General features: G+C 60.0%; 14 protein-coding genes and 1 pseudogene. 1 reads left to right on the top strand and 14 read right to left on the bottom strand.

Annotated elements, in window-relative coordinates; genetic code table 11:
* Positions 1 to 34 precede the first annotated feature (34 nt).
* The 9 genes from BLQ41_RS28430 to arcD (BLQ41_RS28390) all read right to left on the bottom strand — a co-directional run bounded on the left by BLQ41_RS28430 (position 35) and on the right by arcD (BLQ41_RS28390) (position 12,164).
* On the bottom strand, positions 35 to 1,411 hold the full coding sequence (locus tag BLQ41_RS28430) for an L-serine ammonia-lyase (RefSeq protein WP_090187398.1): 1,377 nt from the start codon (positions 1,409 to 1,411) through the stop codon (positions 35 to 37).
* A gap of 119 nt (positions 1,412 to 1,530) precedes the next feature.
* Positions 1,531 to 4,383, bottom strand: coding sequence for an aminomethyl-transferring glycine dehydrogenase (gene gcvP, locus BLQ41_RS28425; protein WP_090187395.1), 2,853 nt, complete (start codon positions 4,381 to 4,383; stop codon positions 1,531 to 1,533).
* A gap of 11 nt (positions 4,384 to 4,394) precedes the next feature.
* Positions 4,395 to 4,778: a glycine cleavage system protein GcvH gene (gene gcvH, locus BLQ41_RS28420; protein WP_090187392.1), complete on the bottom strand. Its 384-nt coding sequence runs from the start codon at positions 4,776 to 4,778 to the stop codon at positions 4,395 to 4,397.
* A 455-nt stretch (positions 4,779 to 5,233) separates the two neighbouring features.
* Entirely contained in the window at positions 5,234 to 6,742 is a 1,509-nt protein-coding gene (locus BLQ41_RS28415; RefSeq protein ID WP_090187390.1) for a sigma-54-dependent transcriptional regulator, read from the bottom strand.
* A gap of 135 nt (positions 6,743 to 6,877) precedes the next feature.
* On the bottom strand, positions 6,878 to 7,246 hold the full coding sequence (locus BLQ41_RS28410) for a DUF5064 family protein (RefSeq protein WP_090187387.1): 369 nt from the start codon (positions 7,244 to 7,246) through the stop codon (positions 6,878 to 6,880).
* Positions 7,247 to 7,258: 12 nt separating this feature from the next.
* On the bottom strand, positions 7,259 to 8,188 hold the full coding sequence (gene arcC / locus BLQ41_RS28405; RefSeq protein WP_090187385.1) for a carbamate kinase: 930 nt from the start codon (positions 8,186 to 8,188) through the stop codon (positions 7,259 to 7,261).
* Positions 8,189 to 8,364: 176 nt separating this feature from the next.
* Positions 8,365 to 9,375, bottom strand: a complete 1,011-nt coding sequence (locus BLQ41_RS28400; protein ID WP_090187383.1) for an ornithine carbamoyltransferase — start codon at positions 9,373 to 9,375, stop codon at positions 8,365 to 8,367.
* Between the two features lie 69 nt (positions 9,376 to 9,444).
* Positions 9,445 to 10,701, bottom strand: a complete 1,257-nt coding sequence (arcA, locus tag BLQ41_RS28395) for an arginine deiminase (RefSeq protein WP_090187380.1) — start codon at positions 10,699 to 10,701, stop codon at positions 9,445 to 9,447.
* Positions 10,702 to 10,736: 35 nt separating this feature from the next.
* Complete coding sequence (arcD, locus tag BLQ41_RS28390; protein ID WP_090187378.1) at positions 10,737 to 12,164, bottom strand: arginine-ornithine antiporter; 1,428 nt, start codon at positions 12,162 to 12,164, stop codon at positions 10,737 to 10,739.
* Between the two features lie 441 nt (positions 12,165 to 12,605).
* Here arcD (BLQ41_RS28390) and arcD (BLQ41_RS28385) point away from each other — a divergent pair, with 441 nt between their 5' ends.
* Positions 12,606 to 14,033 carry an arginine-ornithine antiporter gene (gene arcD / locus BLQ41_RS28385; RefSeq protein WP_090187375.1) on the top strand — a complete coding sequence of 476 codons (1,428 nt, stop codon included), beginning with the start codon at positions 12,606 to 12,608 and terminating at the stop codon, positions 14,031 to 14,033.
* A 77-nt stretch (positions 14,034 to 14,110) separates the two neighbouring features.
* Here arcD (BLQ41_RS28385) and BLQ41_RS28380 read toward each other — a convergent pair whose 3' ends face one another.
* The 5 genes and pseudogenes from BLQ41_RS28380 to gap all read right to left on the bottom strand — a co-directional run bounded on the left by BLQ41_RS28380 (position 14,111) and on the right by gap (position 19,638).
* Positions 14,111 to 15,442, bottom strand: a complete 1,332-nt coding sequence (locus BLQ41_RS28380; protein ID WP_090187373.1) for a CoA transferase — start codon at positions 15,440 to 15,442, stop codon at positions 14,111 to 14,113.
* A 141-nt stretch (positions 15,443 to 15,583) separates the two neighbouring features.
* Positions 15,584 to 16,339: a methyl-accepting chemotaxis protein gene (locus BLQ41_RS31515; RefSeq protein WP_456239014.1), complete on the bottom strand. Its 756-nt coding sequence runs from the start codon at positions 16,337 to 16,339 to the stop codon at positions 15,584 to 15,586.
* 102 nt (positions 16,340 to 16,441) lie between these two features.
* Positions 16,442 to 17,449 (bottom strand): annotated as a pseudogene (locus BLQ41_RS31510) (PDC sensor domain-containing protein); the annotation flags it as partial.
* Positions 17,450 to 18,015: 566 nt separating this feature from the next.
* Entirely contained in the window at positions 18,016 to 18,480 is a 465-nt protein-coding gene (locus BLQ41_RS28365; RefSeq protein ID WP_090187370.1) for a methylglyoxal synthase, read from the bottom strand.
* Positions 18,481 to 18,636: 156 nt separating this feature from the next.
* The gene (gene gap / locus BLQ41_RS28360) at positions 18,637 to 19,638 is read right to left on the bottom strand and encodes a type I glyceraldehyde-3-phosphate dehydrogenase (protein WP_090187367.1); all 1,002 of its coding nucleotides are present in this window, start codon (positions 19,636 to 19,638) and stop codon (positions 18,637 to 18,639) included.
* Positions 19,639 to 19,726 lie beyond the last annotated feature (88 nt).

The raw sequence follows: 19,726 nt of genomic DNA, 5'->3' as shown, positions 1-19,726 counted from the left end.
AGCTCCTGAAAAAGTAGGCCGATGCGCGGGCGCATCAGCACTCGATAATGTTGACCGCCAAACCGCCGCGGGCGGTTTCCTTGTATTTGCTTTTCATGTCGGCGCCGGTCTGGCGCATGGTGCGGATGACCTTGTCGAGCGAGACAAAGTGCTGACCGTCGCCGCGCAGGGCCATGCGTACCGCGTTGATCGCCTTGACGGAGCCCATGGCGTTACGTTCGATGCAAGGCACTTGCACCAGTCCGCCAATTGGGTCACAGGTCAGGCCGAGGTTGTGTTCCATGCCGATTTCCGCAGCGTTTTCCACTTGCTGTACCGTGCCGCCCAGCACCTCGCACAAGGCGCCCGCCGCCATGGAACAGGCCACGCCGACCTCACCCTGGCAGCCGACTTCGGCGCCGGAGATCGAGGCGTTTTCCTTGTAGAGAATGCCGATCGCAGCAGCGGTCAGCAGAAAGCGCACGACGCCGTCTTCATTGGCTCCGGGAATGAAGCGCATGTAGTAGTGCAAAACGGCGGGGACGATTCCTGCTGCACCGTTTGTGGGCGCGGTAACGACACGTCCGCCGTTGGCGTTTTCTTCGTTGACCGCCAAGGCATACAGGTTGACCCAGTCCAGCACCGACAGCGGATCGCGCAATGAGGATTCCGGGTTCTTGCACAGTTGCCGATGCAATGCGGCGGCGCGGCGTTTGACCTTCAATCCACCGGGCAGGATTCCTTCGTTGCGGCAACCGGCGGCGACGCAATCCTGCATCACTTGCCAGATATGCAGCAGCCCGGCGCGGGTTTCCGCCTCGGGGCGCCAGGCGCTTTCGTTGGTCAGCATCACCTGGCTGATGGATAAGCCGTAGGTGGTGCAATGAGTCAGCAGGTCCTTGGCGCTTTTGAACGGAAAGGTCAACGGCGTGGCGTCTTCGACGATGCGGTCGGCACCGGCCGCGTCTTCATCGACGACAAAACCACCGCCGACCGAGTAATACTCGCGGCTGCGGACCTGCAAGCCGGCAGCATCGAACGCGCGAAAAATCATGCCATTGGGGTGATACGGCAATGGTTTGCGAATCATCGCCAGGTGTTCTTTCTCGTTGAACGCAATGCTGTGTTCACCGAGCAGGTTCAAGCGACCGTTGCCGCGGATTTCTTGCAGGCGGGCGGCGACGGTTTCGGTATTCACGGTGTCCGGGTGTTCGCCTTCCAGGCCGAGCAACACAGCCTTGTCGCTGCCGTGGCCTTTGCCGGTGGCGCCGAGCGAGCCGTAGAGCTCGACTTTGACGCAGGTGGTTGCCGTCAGCAGCCCTTCACGGCGCAAGCCTTCGGCAAAACGCGCGGCTGCGCGCATCGGGCCGACGGTGTGGGAGCTGGAGGGGCCGATGCCAATCTTGAACAGGTCGAACACGCTTAACGACATGGGGGGCTCCTGCGGCGCAGTTGTAAGCTGCAAGCTCCAAGCTGCAAGTAAAAGCAGTTAGCTTTTGACTTGTCGTTTGAAGCTTGCAGCTTGAGGCTCGAAGCTTATTGCTGCTTCTTTTAAGCGTAGCTTTCGATCGACGGGCAGGCGCAAACCAGGTTGCGATCGCCAAACACGTTGTCGACGCGGCCGACCGGTGGCCAGTACTTGCCTTCGATCAGCGACGCAACCGGGTACACCGCTTGCTCACGGCTGTACGGGTGCGTCCACTCGCCGACGATTTCCGCGGCGGTGTGCGGAGCGTTTTTCAGCGGGTTGTCTTCCTTGTCCAGGGTGCCGTTTTCCACGGCGCGGATTTCTTCGCGGATGCGGATCATGGCGTCGCAGAAACGGTCCAGTTCCTCCTTGGATTCGCTTTCGGTCGGCTCGATCATCAGCGTGCCGGCGACCGGGAACGACATGGTCGGGGCGTGGAAGCCGAAGTCGATCAGGCGCTTGGCGACGTCATCGACGCTGATGCCGCTGCTGTCTTTCAGCGGGCGCAGGTCGAGGATGCATTCGTGCGCCACCAGGCCGTTGCTGCCGGTGTACAGCACCGGGTAGTGCTCTTCGAGGCGGCGGGAAATGTAGTTGGCGTTGAGAATCGCCAGTTGCGAAGCACGCTTGAGACCCGCGCCACCCATCATCCGAATGTACATCCAGGTGATCGGCAGAATGCTCGCGCTGCCGAACGGTGCCGCGCAGACCGCGCCTTCCTTGCGTTCCATGGTGCCGTGACCCGGCAGGAACGGCGTCAGGTGCGACTTCACGCCAATCGGGCCAACGCCCGGGCCGCCACCGCCGTGCGGAATGCAGAAGGTCTTGTGCAGGTTCAGGTGCGACACGTCGCCGCCGAACTTGCCCGGCGCACACAGGCCGACCATTGCGTTCATGTTGGCGCCGTCGATGTACACCTGGCCGCCGTGGTCATGAATGATGCCGCAGATTTCGCGGATGCCTTCTTCGAACACACCGTGGGTCGACGGATAAGTGATCATCAGCGCAGCGAGGTGTTCGCGGTGCTCGATGGCCTTGGCGCGCAGGTCTTCGATGTCGACGTTGCCACGGGCATCGCACGCGGTGACGACTACGCGCATACCGGCCATGTTGGCGGTCGCCGGGTTGGTGCCGTGGGCCGAGGACGGGATCAGGCAGATGTCGCGACGGTCTTCGCCACGGCTCTGGTGATAGGCACGAATCGCCAGCAGGCCGGCGTATTCACCTTGGGAGCCGGCGTTCGGTTGCAGCGAGATCGCGTCATAGCCAGTCGCGGCGCAGAGCATCGCTTCCAGTTCGTCGGTCAGTTGCTGGTAACCAGCGCTTTGCTCGGCCGGAGCGAACGGGTGCAGGGCACCGAATTCAGCCCAGGTGACCGGGATCATTTCGCTGGCAGCGTTGAGTTTCATCGTGCACGAACCCAGCGGGATCATGGTGCGATCCAGCGCCAGGTCCTTGTCGGCGAGCTTGCGCAGGTAGCGCATCAGCTCGGTTTCCGAATGATAACGGTTGAACACAGGGTGGCTGAGGATCGGCGATTGGCGGACCAGTGCGGCCGGGAAGGTGCTGACCACGGACGCGGCGAGGGCGGCGAAGTCCGGCAGGGTTTTGCCGTCGGCGAGCAGGGCCCACAGGGTTTCCACGTCGGCTTGCGAGGTGGTTTCGTCGAGGGACAGGCCCAGACGCTCAGCATCGACCACACGCAGGTTGATCTGCTGGGTGCGCGCCTTGTCGTGCAATGCGGCGGTGTTGGCGCCGGTCTTGATCGTCAGGGTGTCGAAGAAGGTTTCCTGCTCGACGTTCAGGCCGATGGTGCTCAAGCCTTTGGCCAGAATCGCGGTCAGGTGATGCACGCGGTTGGCAATCTGCGTCAGGCCTTTCGGACCGTGGTACACGGCGTACATGCTGGCGATGTTGGCCAGCAGCACTTGTGCGGTGCAGATGTTCGACGTGGCTTTCTCGCGGCGGATATGTTGCTCGCGGGTTTGCATCGCCAGGCGCAGGGCCGGCTTGCCGAAGCGGTCCACGGAGACACCGACCAGACGGCCCGGCATGTCGCGCTTGAACGCATCTTTGGTCGAGAAGTAAGCGGCGTGCGGACCACCGAAGCCCAGCGGCACGCCGAAGCGTTGCGCGCTGCCGATGGCCACGTCGGCGCCGAATTCGCCCGGCGGGGTCAGTACGGTCAGGGCCAGCAGGTCAGCCGCGACGGCGACCAGCGCGTTGGCGGCGTGGAAGCGTTCGGTCAGTTCGCGGTAGTCGAAGACATCACCGTTGCTCGCCGGGTATTGCAGCAGCGCGCCGAAGAATGGCGTCACGTCGCTCAGTTCACGCTCGTCGCCGACCACCACGTCGATGCCCAATGGCTCGGCACGGGTGCGCAGTACGTCGAGGGTTTGCGGGTGGCAATGCACGGACGCGAAGAACGCGTGGCTGCCCTTGTTCTTGCTCAGGCGTTTGCAGAAGGTCATCGCTTCAGCGGCGGCGGTGGCTTCGTCGAGCAGCGAGGCGTTAGCGATCGGCAGGCCGGTGAGGTCGCTGATCAGGGTCTGGAAGTTCAGCAGCGCTTCGAGACGGCCTTGGGAAATTTCTGGCTGGTACGGGGTGTAGGCGGTGTACCAGGCCGGGTTTTCCAACAGGTTGCGCAGGATCGGCGACGGCGTGTGCGTGCCGTAGTAGCCCTGGCCGATGAAGGTCTTGAACAGCTGGTTTTTACCGGCGATGGATTTGATCAAGGCCAGGGCATCGGCCTCGCTCAGACCGTCTTCGAGGCCGAGGACGCTGGTGCCTTTGATGCTGTCGGGAATGACGCTGGCGCTCAGGGCTTCCAGGGAGTCAAAACCGAGGCTGTTGAGCATTGCTTGCTCGTCGCCAGCACGCGGACCGATGTGGCGGGCGATGAATTCGTTGGCGGTCGAAAGGTTTACTTGAGTCATGTCTGCGCTCCTCAGGCTTCGGCGTTGGCTTTGATCAGGCGGTCGTAGGCGTCCTGATCCAGCAGGTTGGCGACAGCCGAAGCGTCGGCTGGCTTGAAGCGGAAAAACCAGCCTTCGCCCAGCGGATCTTCGTTGACCAGTTCCGGGCTGCTGTCGAGCGCCGGGTTCACTTCCAACACTTCACCGTCGAGTGGCATGTACACGCCGCTGGCGGCTTTTACCGATTCCACTGTGGCGGCTTCAGCGCCTTTGTCGTAGGACTGCAGCTCAGGCAGTTGTACGAAAACCACGTCGCCCAAGGCGTTCTGTGCGAAGGCGGTGATACCGACTGTGACGCTGCCGTCAGCTTCGGTGCGCAGCCATTCGTGATCTTCAGTAAAACGCAATTCGCTCATGGAAACTCCTAAGGGGGCCAGACTCGTCTGGTGGACGCGATGGAATGCTGGGGCTAAAGCCCTGCTTTATAGATGGTTACTAAGCAAAATCGCGGCCAATGTTGTTAAACCCTTATGAATCAATGGTTTGTGAATAAACCTGGTCCGAGCGAATTAAATGACTGTAGCGAAATCGCTACAGCTGGAAGCAAAGAAAAAAGCGTAGTGGGATCAAAGCCTTGCACAGCGGTGATCAGGAGAGGATGTATCGATATCGTTCCGCTGTAGCGCTTTCAGTACAGATGGAGGTCGTTTTTGAGCTCGGTGCCAAGGCGGCGCAGAACTTTGTGGGAGCCGGGCTTGCCCGCGATGAGGCCATCACACCCAACAAAGATGTCGAATGTCAGATCGCTATCGCGGGCAAGCCCGCTCCCACAGGGTTTATGGTGTCGGGGGAATTATCTTTCGGCCACAAGCTACGGCTTGTTGGGAATCCCGTACTTGCGCAACCGATGGGCAATCGCGGTGTGGGAGGTTTGCAGACGACTGGCCAGTTGCCGGGTCGAGGGGTAGCTGACGTAGAGTTTTTCCAGCAGGGTTTTTTCGAACTCTTCCATCGCTTGCTCAAGGCTGTCGACATCGCTGTCGCTCTGGCGCGCCACCGAGGTGCCGGCGATATCGAGATCGCCGATGTCCACCAGGCTGCTTTCGCAGATCGCCGCGGCGCGGAAGATGACGTTCTGCAATTGCCGGACGTTGCCCGGCCAGCGATTACCCAGCAGCGCCGGATAAGTGCCTGGCGCCAGGCGGCAGACCGGGCGCTGGATCTGCGCGCAGGCCTGCTGCATGAAGTAGCGGGCCAGTAGCAGGATGTCCTGACCGCGTTCGCGCAGGGGCGGGACTTCGACGTTGAGGACATTGAGGCGGTAGAACAGGTCTTCGCGGAACGAGCCTTCGCTGACCATTTTTTCCAGGTCGCGATGGGTCGCGCTGAGGATCCGCACGTTGACCTTTACCTCACGGTCACCACCCACTCGACGGAAGCTGCCGTCATTGAGGAAACGCAGCAGTTTCGCCTGCAAGTACGGCGACATCTCACCGATCTCATCGAGAAACACCGTGCCCTGGTTGGCCAGTTCCATCAGCCCCGGTTTGCCGCCCCGTTGCGCACCGGTGAAGGCGCCGGGGGCATAGCCGAACAGTTCACTTTCAGCGAGGTTCTCCGGCAGTGCCGCGCAGTTCAGCGCCAGGAAAGGTGAGCTGTGCCGAGCGCTGATAGCGTGGCAGGCCCGCGCCACCAATTCTTTGCCGGTGCCGGTTTCACCTTGGATCAACAGCGGTGCATCGAGTGCCGCCACGCGTTGGGCGCGCGCCTTGAGCGTACGAATTGCCGGGGACTCGCCCAACAGCGCGTCGAAACCTTCGGCGTGATCATGGTGCAGCGCCGACAGGCGTTCGCCGATGCGGTTGGGTTGGTACAAGGTCAGCAGGGCGCCCGCGTCGGTGATCGGCGTGGCGTCCAGCAATAGGGTCTGACCGTTGACGGTGATCTCGCGCAGCGGCAGGCGAAAGCCGTTTTCCAGCAGCGCGTCGAGCAATGCCGGATCGGCAAACAGGTCGGCGACGCTTTCACCGGCCGGTTCGCGACCATACAAGGCGATCAATGCCGGGTTGGCCAGCAACACCTTGCCGGCGCTGTCCAGCGCCAGCACCGGGTCGGTCATGGCGGCGAGCAACGCATCGAGTTGCAAGTGCCGACGCTGGCCGGGAAGGATGTCGACCACCGTCATCGTTTGCACGCCGCGCACGCTGAGCAGCGCGTCGCGCAGTTCGTCGAGCACCTCTGGACTCAAGGTCGGGGCGTCGATGTAGACGTTCGGCGGCACCATCTCCACCGCATCCAGATTGAGATTGCGCCCACCGAGCAGAGCCAGGACTTCCTGGGTAATGCCGACGCGGTCGATGAAGCTGACGTGGATACGCATGGGGCGATTTTTGGTTCTGGAGTGCGGAGGGTGGCAAGTATGCCTTGGGGCGGGCCAATGGTGAAATCCCGTGCAGGACTTCAGTGCAGAGATGTGCACCTGTGGGAGCAAGCCCGCTCCCACAGGGTCAGCGGGTTAGTCCAGGTGCTCGGGATTGACTGGGTCGCCCGACTTCATGTTGAGTTGCACCCGCACATCCTCAAACATCAGGTCGTAATGTTTGTGCGCCGAGCCGATGCTGCTATGCGTCTTGGGAATCCCGTACTTCTCGGCGATTTTCGTCACGTTGCTGGCGAAGTTGTACGCCTGATCCTTTGGCAGGAAAAATTCTTCGTTGAAATCCTTACCCTGAATGCTGCCGTGCATGGTGAACAGCATCCCTTTTTCTTTTCCGTCCTTGGGATCCTGAGCAACTTTGTAGTCGATGCACACGTTGTAGTTGACATCGTCATCGGTCAGCGCATGGCGCTCAATGTGTAAGTGACCGGGCTCGAACTGTGCCATTGACGGTTCTCCTTATAAATAAGTAATGCCAGGTTTGGCCGTGCTGATGCGGGTACCGGCTTTGCCCAGGACGATGGCTTCGATGTCCGAGAGTGAACCGATCACTGCAGTTTTTCCAGTATGGCGGGCAAACTCGCAGGCGGCCTGTACCTTCGGTCCCATGGAGCCGGCGGCGAAGCCGAGTTTTTCCATTTCGTCCGGGTGCGCCTCGGCGATGGATTTCTGGGTTGGTTTGCCGAAGTCGATGAACGCCGCGTTGACATCGGTGGCGATCACCAGCAGATCGCTTTCAAGCTGTTCGGCCAGCAGCGCCGAACACAGGTCCTTGTCGATCACCGCTTCCACGCCTTGCAGCTTGCCGTGGGGCCCGTACATCGTCGGGATACCACCACCGCCGGCACAGATCACGATGCTGCCTTTTTCCAGCAGCCACTTGATCGGGCGGATTTCGAAGATGCGCTTGGGTCTCGGGCTGGCCACCACGCGACGGAATTTGTCGCCATCGGGAGCAATCGCCCAGCCTTTCTCGGCGGCGAGTTTTTCAGCTTCAGCCTTGGTGTAGACCGGGCCGATGGGTTTGCTGGGGTGCTGGAACGCCGGGTCGTTGGCGTCGACTTCGACCTGGGTCAGCAGGGTTGCGAACGGTACTTCGAAGTCCAGCAGGTTGCCCAGTTCCTGTTCGATGATATAGCCGATCATGCCTTCGGTTTCGGCGCCGAGCACGTCCAGCGGGTAAGGGGAAACCGAGGTGTAGGCGGCGGCTTGCAGCGACAGCAGACCCACCTGCGGACCATTACCGTGGGCGATGACCAGTTCATTGCCAGCATGGATCTTGGCGATTTGTTCCGTGGCGATCCGGATGTTGGCGCGCTGGTTGTCCGCGGTCATGGGTTCACCCCGGCGGAGCAGGGCGTTACCGCCCAGAGCAACGACGATACGCATAATGCAATCCTTCTGAATGAGGTGACTCGGTCTTCCTGTCGAAACCCGGTCAATGTGGGAGCTGGCTTGCCTGCGATGGCATCACCTCGGTGTATCTGACAGATCGAGGCGATGCCATCGCAGGCAAGCCAGCTCCCACAGGGTTTGTGTTCCTCCAGGAGGAGCCGCGTGAGCCGTTAGATATCCGCCAACGCCGACACCAGGATCGCCTTGATGGTGTGCATGCGGTTTTCCGCTTGCTCGAAGGCGATGTTGGCCGGCGATTCGAAGACTTCTTCAGTCACCTCCACGCCGTTGGCCAGGTGCGGATACCGCGCGGCAATGTCTTTGCCGACTTTGGTTTCGCTGTTGTGGAAGGCCGGCAGGCAGTGCATGAACTTCACGCGCGGGTTGCCCGAGGCCTTCATCATGTCGGCATTGACCTGGTACGGCAGCAGTTGCTCGATGCGTTCGTCCCACGCTTCAACGGGCTCACCCATCGACACCCAGATGTCGGTGTGGATGAAGTCCACGCCCTTGACCGCAGCTTTCGGGTCTTCGGTGATGGTGATGCGGGCGCCACTTTCTTCGGCGAAGGCTTTGCACTGGGCAATGAAATCGGCGTGTGGCCACAAGGCTTTCGGTGCGGCGATGCGCACGTCCATGCCCAGTTTGGCGCCGATCATCAGCAATGAATTACCCATGTTGTAGCGGGCGTCGCCCAGGTAGGCATAGCTGATGTCATGCAGCGGCTTGTCGCTGTGTTCACGCATGGTCAGTGTGTCGGCGATCATCTGCGTCGGGTGGAATTCAGCGGTCAGGCCGTTGAACACCGGCACGCCGGCGAACTTGGCCAGTTCTTCGACGATTTCCTGTGCGAAGCCACGGTACTCGATCGCATCGAACATCCGCCCCAGCACCCGGGCGGTGTCCTTCATGCTTTCCTTGTGGCCGATCTGCGACGACACCGGGTCGATGTAGGTGACGTGGGCGCCTTGGTCATGGGCCGCCACTTCGAAAGCGCATCGGGTACGGGTCGAGGTTTTTTCGAAGATCAGCGCGATGTTTTTGCCTTTCAGGTGCGCCCGTTCGGTGCCGGTGTACTTGGCGCGCTTGAGGTCCCGGGAAAGGTCCAGCAGGTAATTGAGCTCACGCGTCGTGTGGTGCATCAGCGAGAGCAGGCTGCGGTTGCGCATGTTGAAAGCCATGATGGGATCTCCTTGGGTTTCGGTTATCCGCCTGCTTCACGCTTTATGAGCGTGAAGCAGGGCATAAAATTAATAGTCGATTGGGTCGCGAATGATCGGGCAGGTCATGCAGTGGCCGCCGCCACGTCCGCGTCCGAGTTCGCCGGCACTGATGGTGATGACTTCCACACCGGCCTTGCGCAGTAGGGTGTTGGTGTAGGTGTTGCGGTCATAACCGATCACCACGCCCGGCTCCAAGGCCACCACGTTGTTGCCGTCGTCCCATTGTTCGCGCTCGGCGGCGAAGCTGTTGCCGCCGGTTTCCACCACGCGCAGGGTCTTGAGGTTGAGGGCCTTGGCCACGGTGTCGAGGAAGTTGGTTTCTTCGCGACGGATGTCGATACCGCCCGGTTTGCTTTCGTCAGGGCGCAGGGTGAAGGCGACGATCTGGTTCACCACTTCCGGGAATATCGTCACCAGGTCGCGGTCGCAGAAGCTGAACACGGTGTCCAGGTGCATGGCCGCGCGGGATTTTGGCAGGCCGGCGACGATGACTTTCTCGACGGCTTTGTTCTTGAACAGGTTGACCGCCAGTTGGCCAATGGCTTGACGGGACGAGCGCTCGCCCATGCCGATCAACACCACACCATTGCCGATCGGCATCACATCGCCGCCTTCAAGAGTGGAGCTGCCGTGCTCCTGGTCGGGGTCGCCGTACCAGATCTGGAAGTCGGCGTTGGTGAACTGCGGATGGAATTTGTAGATGGCAGTGGCCAGCAGGGTTTCCTGACGACGCGCCGGCCAATACATCGGGTTGAGGGTCACACCGCCGTAGATCCAGCAAGTGGTGTCGCGGGTGAACTGGGTGTTAGGCAGCGGCGGCAGAATGAAGCTGGAGTGACCCAGGAAATCGCGGAACATCTGAATGGTCTTGCCGCCAAAGCTGTCCGGCAAGTCATCGGCGGAAACGCCGCCGATCAGGAACTCGGCAATGTGGCGAGGCTCAAGGCTACGTAACCACGAACCCACTTCGTTGATCAGACCGAGGCCGACGGAGTTGGCAGTGACCTTGCGTTCCAGAATCCAGTCGAGGGCTTCAGGGATGGCAACGATGTCGGTCAGCAGATTGTGCATTTCCAGCACGTCGACATTGCGCTCGCGCATCTTGGTGACGAAGTCGAAATGGTCACGTTTAGCCTGTGCGACCCACAGCACATCATCAAACAGTAACTCGTCGCAGTTGTTCGGGGTCAGCCGCTGGTGGGCCAGACCGGGGGAGCAAACCATGACTTTACGCAGTTTGCCGGCTTCGGAATGTACGCCGTACTTAACTTTTTCCGTGGTCATTACAGTGATCCTCCAGATGACAAATAAGTCGGGTGTTACAGAGTCAGGAAGCCGTCATACAGCCCGTAAGCCGCCACCAGGGCGCCCACGACGACGGCTGCAAAAATCAGCTTCTCGACGTTGGTGAAAACGGTTTTGTTGACTTCAAGCTTGGCCTTGGCGAACAGGATCGCGCCGGGCGCATAGAGCAGGGCGGACAGCAGCAGGTATTTGACGCCGCCGGCATAGATCAGCCAGATCGCGTAGATCAGGGCGACGGCGCCGATGAACAGGTCTTTGCTGCGTTCGCTCGCTGCGTTTTCATAGGTCTCGCCGCGCACCGCCAGCAGAAAGGCGTAAGCCGCCGACCACAGATAGGGCACCAGAATCATTGAAGTCGCGAGGTAGATCAGCGACAGGTAGGTGCTGGCCGAGAACAGCGTGATGATCAGGAACAGCTGCACCATCGCGTTGGTCAGCCACAGCGCATTGACCGGCACTTGCTTGGCGTTTTCCTTGCGCAGGAACGCAGGCATGGTGTGGTCCTTGGCCGCGGCGAACATGATTTCGGCACACAACAGCACCCACGACAGCAGTGCCCCGAGCAGTGAGATCACCAGGCCGACGCTGATCAGCACCGCGCCCCAAGGACCGACTACGTGTTCCAGCACCGCCGCCATCGACGGGTTCTGCAGTTTGGCCAGTTCCGGTTGGGTCATGATGCCCAGCGACAGCACGTTCACCAGCACCAGGAACAGCAGCACGGTGATGAACCCGATCACGGTGGCTTTACCCACATCGGTGCGTTTTTCTGCCCGGGCCGAGAAGATGCTTGCACCTTCGATGCCGATGAACACCCACACGGTGACCAGCATCATTTTGCGTACCTGGTTCATCACGCTGCCCAGGTCCGGGTTTTTCAGGCCCCAGATGTCAGCGGTGAAGATGTCCAGTTTGAACGCGAAAATCGCGATCAGGATAAACAGCCCCAGCGGCACAACTTTGGCGACGGTGGTCACCAGGTTGATGAACGCCGCTTCCTTGATGCCCTGCAGTACCAGGAAATGCACACCCCAAAGCAACACTGAGGCGCCGATCACGGCCGCGACGGTGTTGCCTTCGCCGAAGATCGGAAAAAAGTAACCGAGGGTACTGAACAACAGAACGAAGTAACCGACGTTGCCCAGCCAGGCGCTGATCCAGTATCCCCAGGCGGAAGAGAAACCCATGTAGTCGCCGAATCCGGCTTTGGCGTAGGCGTAAACCCCGGCATCCAGATCAGGTTTGCGGTTGGCGAGTGTTTGGAAGACGAAGGCCAGGGTCAGCATGCCGACTGCCGTAATGGCCCAGCCGATGAGCACGGCACCGACGTCGGCACTGGCGGCCATGTTCTGGGGCAAGGAAAAAATCCCGCCGCCAATCATTGAGCCGACAACCAACGCAACGAGTGCGCCGAGTTTCAGTTTTCCGGGGGATTCAGACATTGCATGACTCCAGTGCAGGAGGAGAAGAAGGCCAGTTTAATTTTATGGGCTGTTCAATCATCTGACTTAGATCAAGTTATTCTCATGTTTTCATTGCTGATTAATGACTTACGCCAACTATAGGGGCATAAGTCTGTTGTCTGGGAAGCCCGTTCCAGAGGCCCTTGGTCAAGGTTTAATAAATAAAGCGTAGCAATTGAGGTTTAGACGCTAGTCCGTTTTTCTGCTTTGGCAAGGGTTAGTTTTTGATAGTCGGGTGATATTGATTAATTAGGATCTACTATTCATTCGCTATTTTCAGCGTGGCCTCATAGAGTGATCGGTTATAAATAGACTGGTTGGCGTTAATTGATAAACGTCATTACGCTTTATCCATTTAGTTAAAACCGATTATGTGACGTTCGCGTGGCGATGGTCGCGATGGGAAATGGAGACGCAGGAATGTCGCAACCGATGCAAAAGCTCGGCTTGAGCGCGCTGATCGCTTTGGTGGTGGGGTCGATGATTGGCGGCGGGATTTTTTCCTTGCCGCAAAACATGGCGGCGCGCGCCGATGCCGGGGCCATATTGATTGGTTGGGCAATTACCGCCGTGGGCATGTTGGCGCTGGCCTTCGTATTCCAGACGCTTGCCAATCGCAAACCTGAACTGGACTCCGGGGTGTACGCCTACGCCAAGGCCGGTTTTGGCGATTACATGGGGTTTTCATCGGCCTGGGGATACTGGATCAGCGCCTGGCTGGGCAACGTCGGTTATTTCGTTCTGCTGTTCAGCACGCTCGGTTATTTCTTTCCGGTGTTCGGCCACGGCAACACACCAGTTGCCATCGGCTGCGCCTCGGTGCTGTTGTGGGCGGTACATTTTCTGGTGATGCGCGGGATCAAGGAAGCGGCGTTCATCAACCAATTGACCACCGTGGCCAAGATCGTGCCGCTGATCATGTTCATCGTCATTGCCGCCGTGGCGTTCAAGGCCGACATCTTCACCCGTGACATCTGGGGCCGCAGCAACCCCCATTTCGGCGGTGTGATGGAGCAGGTGCGCAGCATGATGCTGGTGACCGTGTTCGTCTTCATCGGCATTGAAGGCGCCAGTGTGTATTCGGCCCGCGCGCAGAAACGTTCTGACGTGGGCCGGGCGACGGTCATCGGTTTTGTCGGTGTGTTGGCGCTGCTGGTGCTGGTGAATGTGTTGTCACTGGGGATCATGAGCCAACCCGAATTGGCCACCCTGCAGAACCCTTCGCTGGCGGCGGTGCTGGAACACATTGTCGGCCCCTGGGGCGCTTTGCTGATCAGCATTGGCCTGGCGATTTCGCTGCTCGGTGCGTTGTTGTCCTGGGCACTGTTGTGCGCCGAGATCCTCTTCGCCACGGCCAACGACAAGACCATGCCAGCCTTCCTGAAGAAGGAAAACGCCAACCACGTGCCGGTCAATGCGCTGTGGCTGACCAATGTGATGATTCAGATTTTCCTGCTGATCACGCTGTTTTCGGCCGGGACATACACCAGCCTGATCTACCTCGCATCTTCGATGATTCTGGTGCCGTACCTGTGGTCGGCAGCGTATGCAGTGCTGTTGAGCGGGCGTGGCGAAACCTACGAACACGCCTCGGGCGAACGCACCAAGGACCTGATGGTTGGCGGCATCGCGCTGTGTTACGCAATGTGGTTGCTGTATGCGGGCGGGGTGAAGTACTTGCTGCTGTCGGCGCTGCTGTATGCGCCGGGCGTGATTCTGTTCGCCAAGGCCAAACATGAGCAGGGCGAACCATTGTTCACCCATGTCGAGAAGGGGATTTTTACCTGCGTGAGCATCGGCGCGGGGCTGGGTGCGTACGGGTTGTACAGCGGCTTGCTGTCGTTGTGAGGTTGTTGCTGGCGTATCAAGCGGTCGATGGCGTTTACTCACGCAGCATCGACCTGCTCGCGATAGTTGTCTGAAAGTCACCGCCACTTCGGAAGATGAGAACCCAATTCAGCCGCTGGAAGCGCCCACTGCAGCGGCGTCCCGATGATTTTCAGTGGCACATGAAGCCGATGCGCCGGCCCCCAAGGCGTCTGCTCAATTAACAACCCTTGATCGTTTTCATCTTCTGCCCGCAACGCTTCATCTGTGCCCGGGCCATTTTCAATCAGCAGTTTTGCGGTGCGTGCCAGCGACAATCTGGCCGACCCGCCACGGCCCAACAATGTAATCGCTGTTGCCGCCATCAAATATCCGGTCGCATGATCCAGCGCCTGCACCGGCAATGGCGTCGGCTTGTCTGCGTTCTTCCACCGCATACCCGCTTCAGCGATCCCGCTGCTCATCTGCACCAGGCTGTCGAACCCTCGACGGTTCTGCCACGGGCCGCTCCAGCCGTAGGCGTTGAGGCAGACATCAATCAGCCCCGGTGCCAGTCGTTGTCGCTCGGCGACGCCGTAGCCCAAGCGTTCCAGTGCATCGGCGCGGTAGCCGTGGAGCACGATATCGGCGTCCTTGAGCAGGCTGTCGAACACCGCTCGATCGCTTGTGTCGTGCAGGTCCAGGCGCGCGCAGCGTTTGCCCAGCGTGACTTCCGGCACCACGCCCGGTTCGTTCCAGGTTGGAGGGTCGATGCGCAAGACTTCGGCACCTAGACCGGCGAGGAAACGGCTGGCGATGGGGCCGGCCAGCACACGGGTCAGATCCAGCACCTTGATGCCCGCCAGCGGTTGCGCCACCGAACCTTGCCAAGGTTTTGCGGCTGGGCTGTTGCCGGCACTGAATTGAATCAGCGGTTCGGCGTTCACTGCCATACCTTGGGGATGCGTCTGCCATTGCGCCCAGGTGCGCATTTCGGCGGCGCAGCCACCGGCGTCGACCACGGCCTGCTCCAGATCGGATTTCGCCCATTGCGCAACCTGGGCTGCCATCGCGGCGCGGTCGGCACAAGCGCCGAGCACCCGTTCGGCGGCGGCACGATGATGCGGGGCATTGGTGTGCAAGCGGATCCAGCCGTCCTGGGCCGCGTAGTCACCGGCCACCGGGTCCCACGGCGGTGGAACGCTCCAGCCAACAGGACGGATCGAGGTTGCAAACCAGAAAGACGCCAGACGGCGATCGACTTCAAGTGTGGGTAAACGGCCGGTGTGTTGTTGCAGCAGTTCACTGACCGCCTGGCCGGCCGCGGCAATGCTGGCGCACGCCAGGTCAGTGATGGCAAACGCCGAGGGCAGGGCGCCGCTCGACGTGAATGGAATCGGCGTATGGGGCAAGCCGAGTGCGGCTTGAATGGACGTGAGTAAACCAGTCATTGAAGGCCCTCCGGAAGAGGGCTTCATGATAGATCGTTCCCACGCTCTGCGTGGGAATGCCTCAAGGGACGCTCCGCGTCCGCTTCTGAGACGCAGAGCGTCTCGGGCTGCATTCCCACGCAGAGCGTGGGAACGATCAGGTTACACGCGGAACTGATCCATCAATTTCATCTGCTGGTTGGTCAGGGAGTTGAGCTGGTTGCTGATCTGCGCCGATTGGGTGGCTTGGCCCGTCAGGGTTTCGGTGACGGTACGGATCGCCGAGACGTTGCGATTGACCTCTTCGGCCACGGCGCTTTGCTGTTCGGCGGCGCTGGCGATTTGCAGGTTCATGTCGCTGATCACGGTGACCGCGTCGCTGATTTTGCTCAAGGCCTGGACCGCTTGTTGAATCTGCCCGGCGTTGCTGTGGGCCTGGGTCTGGCTCGAATGCATGGTGGCGACCACGCCGCGGGTGCCGGACTGGATGCGCTCGATGACGATGCGAATTTCTTCCACCGAATCCTGGGTCCGTTTGGCCAGGTTGCGCACTTCATCGGCCACCACCGCAAAACCACGACCGCTCTCACCGGCACGGGCCGCTTCAATGGCCGCGTTGAGGGCCAGCAGGTTGGTCTGCTCGGCGATGCTGCGGATCACTTCCAGTACCGAACCGATCTGTTCGCTGTTGACTGCCAGCGCTTCGACTTCGGTCACCGCTTTGCTGACTTCGTCGGCCAGTTGATTGATGTCACGGGTGCTGCGCTCGATGATCGACATGCCGTCGCGGGCCGATTGATCGGCGCCTTTGGCGGCATTGGCTGCGTTCGACGCGCTGTTGGCGACGTCGTGGGCAGTGGCGCTCATCTCGTTGGACGCGGTGGCGACTTGGTCGATTTCGCGGAACTGCACCTGCATGCCTTCGCTGGTCTGGCGGGCGATCTCCGAAGACTGGTCGGCGGTGCCTCGGGCGTCGTTGATGCTTTGTTTGATCTGCGCGATGGTCGGTTGCAGCTTGTCGAGGAAGCGGTTGAACCAGCTCACCAGTTCGCCCAGTTCGTCTTTCTTGGTGTAATGCAGGCGCTGCGTCAGGTCACCGTCGCCGCTGGCAATCGCCTTGAGCATTTCGGCGACGCTGTTGATCGGCCGGGTCACGCCGGACGCGGTGAGCCAGATCAGCAACAGGCCAATCAGCCCGGCAACGACAGCCACCAGCACAGCTTTGATCGTGCCGCTTTGCTGGGCCTCATCGAGCACTGTTTGCAGCTTCACCGAGTCGGCCAGCAGTACTTGTTTGGGCAGATCGATGACCACGCCCCAAGCCTTGGAATCGTTGATCGGGCTGACCGGGTACACCGCGCGAATCAGGTCGCCCTGTTCGAGGATCTTCGGCGTGCCGCCATTGAGCAGTTGCAAGATATCCTTGCCGTCTGCGCCCAGGGTTTCGCCGATGTTTTTACCGACCTTGCTGGCGTCGACACTGTAACCGGCGAGCACGCCGCTGCCGGAAACAATCAGCATGTGCCCGGCGCCGTTGAACAGCTCACGCTGGGAGTCGATCGCGGCGGCTTGCAGTGCGTCCAGAGCAATGTCCACACCGACTACCCCGATGGATTTGCCGTCCACCAACAGCGGTACGGCAATCGTCGTCATCAGCATTTCCTTGCCACCGACGGTGTCCGCATACGGGTCGAGCAGGCAGGTGCGCTTGCTGTCGCGAGGGCAGGTGTACCAGCTGTTGTAGGGTGTGCCGCTGAGGCTCAAGGTGGTTTTGGTCATGTCGTCTTCGACCATGATCGTGTTCAGCCCGGTCCCACCGGCGCGGCTCCAGTAACTGGCGAAACGTCCGACTTCGTTGGACTGGCGGGCGGCATCGTTGGCGAACTCGCTGTCCTTGCCGTCCAGGCCGTTGGGCTCGAACGCCAGCCAGATCCCCAGCACCTTGCTGTTGCGCTCGAAGGCGGTTTTCAGGCTCTGGTTCAGCTCTTCACGCAGGGCGCCGGCTTCAATCGAACGCTTGGCGGCCATGTTGCGCATGTCTTTGATCTGGTCGGCGAGGGCGGTCACCACCAGCAGGTTTTCACCAAACGTCTTCTGCACCCGCACCGCTTGCTCGGCCGCTTTGGACTGCAGCAGGTTCTGCACGCTGTCCGTCAGCATCTTGCTGCTGGAGGCGCTGACCAGCTCATCGTTCTGATTGGTCTGGTAGAAGTTCATGCTGACGATCAGCGCGATCACACCCAGCAGGCACAGACCGGACAGCAGGACAATTTTCAGGCGGATGGAGAGTGAGTCGAACATAGGGCGAACTCGCAAATGGATGAGGTGTTGGCTGTGAGTCGAAGTCGACCCGATCGCCAAATCCATTCAGCGCCATTCAATGCACATCGGCGTGGGGCGAGGATGCATGATGGTGGCTCCGACGAGCGGTCATGGTTGAACGTTTGCGCAGGAAAATGCCCTGAAAATGGCAAAAAAATCAGGAGATTATGCAGAGTTGCAACAATTGAATCTGCTGGTGGCAAGCCATTGATTCGAGCGAATGACAACGGCTTGTCATCCGCTCGAGTGATCAATGATTGAGGGGGGAGGGGTTAGGCGCGACCCAGCAGATAGGTCGCGTAATCGGGGATGCGGTGCTGGTGCGCCTGATCCATCATCGGGCTGCTGAGCAGGTAGTCGGCGCTGCATTCGTTGCAGGCCACCGGAATGTTCCAGACTGCCGCGACCCGCAATAACGCCTTGATGTCCGGGTCGTGTGGCTGCGGTTCGAACGGGTCCCAGAAAAACACCAGCATGTCGACCCGCTGTTCGGCGATGCGCGCGCCGAGCTGCTGATCACCGCCCAGAGGGCCGCTGATCATGCTTTCCACCGGCAGATCCAGGCGTTGCTGCAATAACAACCCGGTGGTGCCGGTGGCGACCAGCTCATGTTGCGCGAGCCTGTCTTTGTGCCGTTCGGCCCAATCCAGCAAAAACACCTTGCAGTGGTCGTGGGCGACCAGGGCGATGCGCTTGCGCGCCGCCATGGTCTTTTGCGTGAAACTGATACCGATCATCGGTGCTGCTCCCAGACGTCATTCGACCTGTAGGAGCTGTCGAGTGAAACGAGGCTGCGATCTTTTGACTTTGATTTTTTAAGATCAAGATCAAAAGATCGCAGCCTCGTTTTACTCGACAGCTCCTACACACCTCCTACAGCTTTGCGTCAGCGCTTATTCGGCGTTGCACAGCGCCAGGCAGTTATCGAGCATGCGGTTGGAGAAGCCCCACTCGTTGTCGTACCAGGCCAGTACCTTGAGCAGCTTGCCGCTGGACTTGGTGTGGTTGGCGTCGAAGATCGACGACAGCGGGTTGTGATTGAAGTCGCTGGAGACCAGCGGCAGGGTGTTGTAGCCGAGAATCTTCGAGTGCTGGCTGGCTTCTTTTAGCAGCGCGTTGACTTCGTCAGCGCTCGCTTCGCGTTTGAGCTGCACGGTCAGGTCCACCAGCGAGACGTTGATCACTGGAACACGCACTGCCATGCCGGTCAGTTTGCCCGCCAGTTCCGGCAGCACCAGGCCGACCGCTTCAGCGGCGCCGGTCTTGCTCGGGATCATGTTCTGGGTGGCCGAACGGGCACGGTACGGGTCAGTGTGGTAGACGTCGGTGAGGTTCTGGTCGTTGGTGTAGGCGTGGATCGTGGTCATCAGGCCGCTTTCGATGCCCAACTCGCGGTGCAGCACCTGAGCCACAGGCGCCAGGCAGTTGGTGGTGCACGAGGCGTTGGAAATAATCTGGTGCGATTGGCGCAGAATGTCGTGGTTGACCCCGTAGACCACGGTGGCGTCGGCGCCTTTGGCCGGTGCCGATATGATCACTTTGCGTGCGCCGGCCGTAATATGCGCGGCGGCTTTGGCCCGGTCGGTGAACAGACCGGTGCATTCGAGCACCACATCAATTTTTTCCGCGGCCCAGGGCAGGTCGGCCGGGTTACGAATGGCGCTGACAGAAATTCGGTCGCCATTGACGGTCAGGCTTTCCTGATCGTGCTGGACATCGGCGTCGAATGTGCCGTGAACAGTGTCGTACTTGAGCAGATGGGCATTGATCGAGCTGTCGCCCAAGTCATTGATGGCAACGATCTGCAGATCCTGGCGATAGCCTTGGGTATACAGTGCGCGCAGGACGTTGCGGCCAATTCGGCCAAAACCATTGATTGCGATTCGAAGAGTCATTTAACAGGGCCGCCGTCGTTTTGTTGTTGGAATTACAAGATTATTCGCATAAAAATAGAAAACAAGCCTTTTTAATGGCAATATTTTG

The sequence above is a fragment of the Pseudomonas arsenicoxydans genome (genome assembly GCF_900103875.1).
GTDB classification, from domain to species: Bacteria; Pseudomonadota; Gammaproteobacteria; order Pseudomonadales; family Pseudomonadaceae; genus Aquipseudomonas; species Aquipseudomonas arsenicoxydans.
The sequence above is the reverse complement of the archived record's forward strand: the minus strand, read 5'-3'. Positions and strand labels throughout refer to the sequence as shown.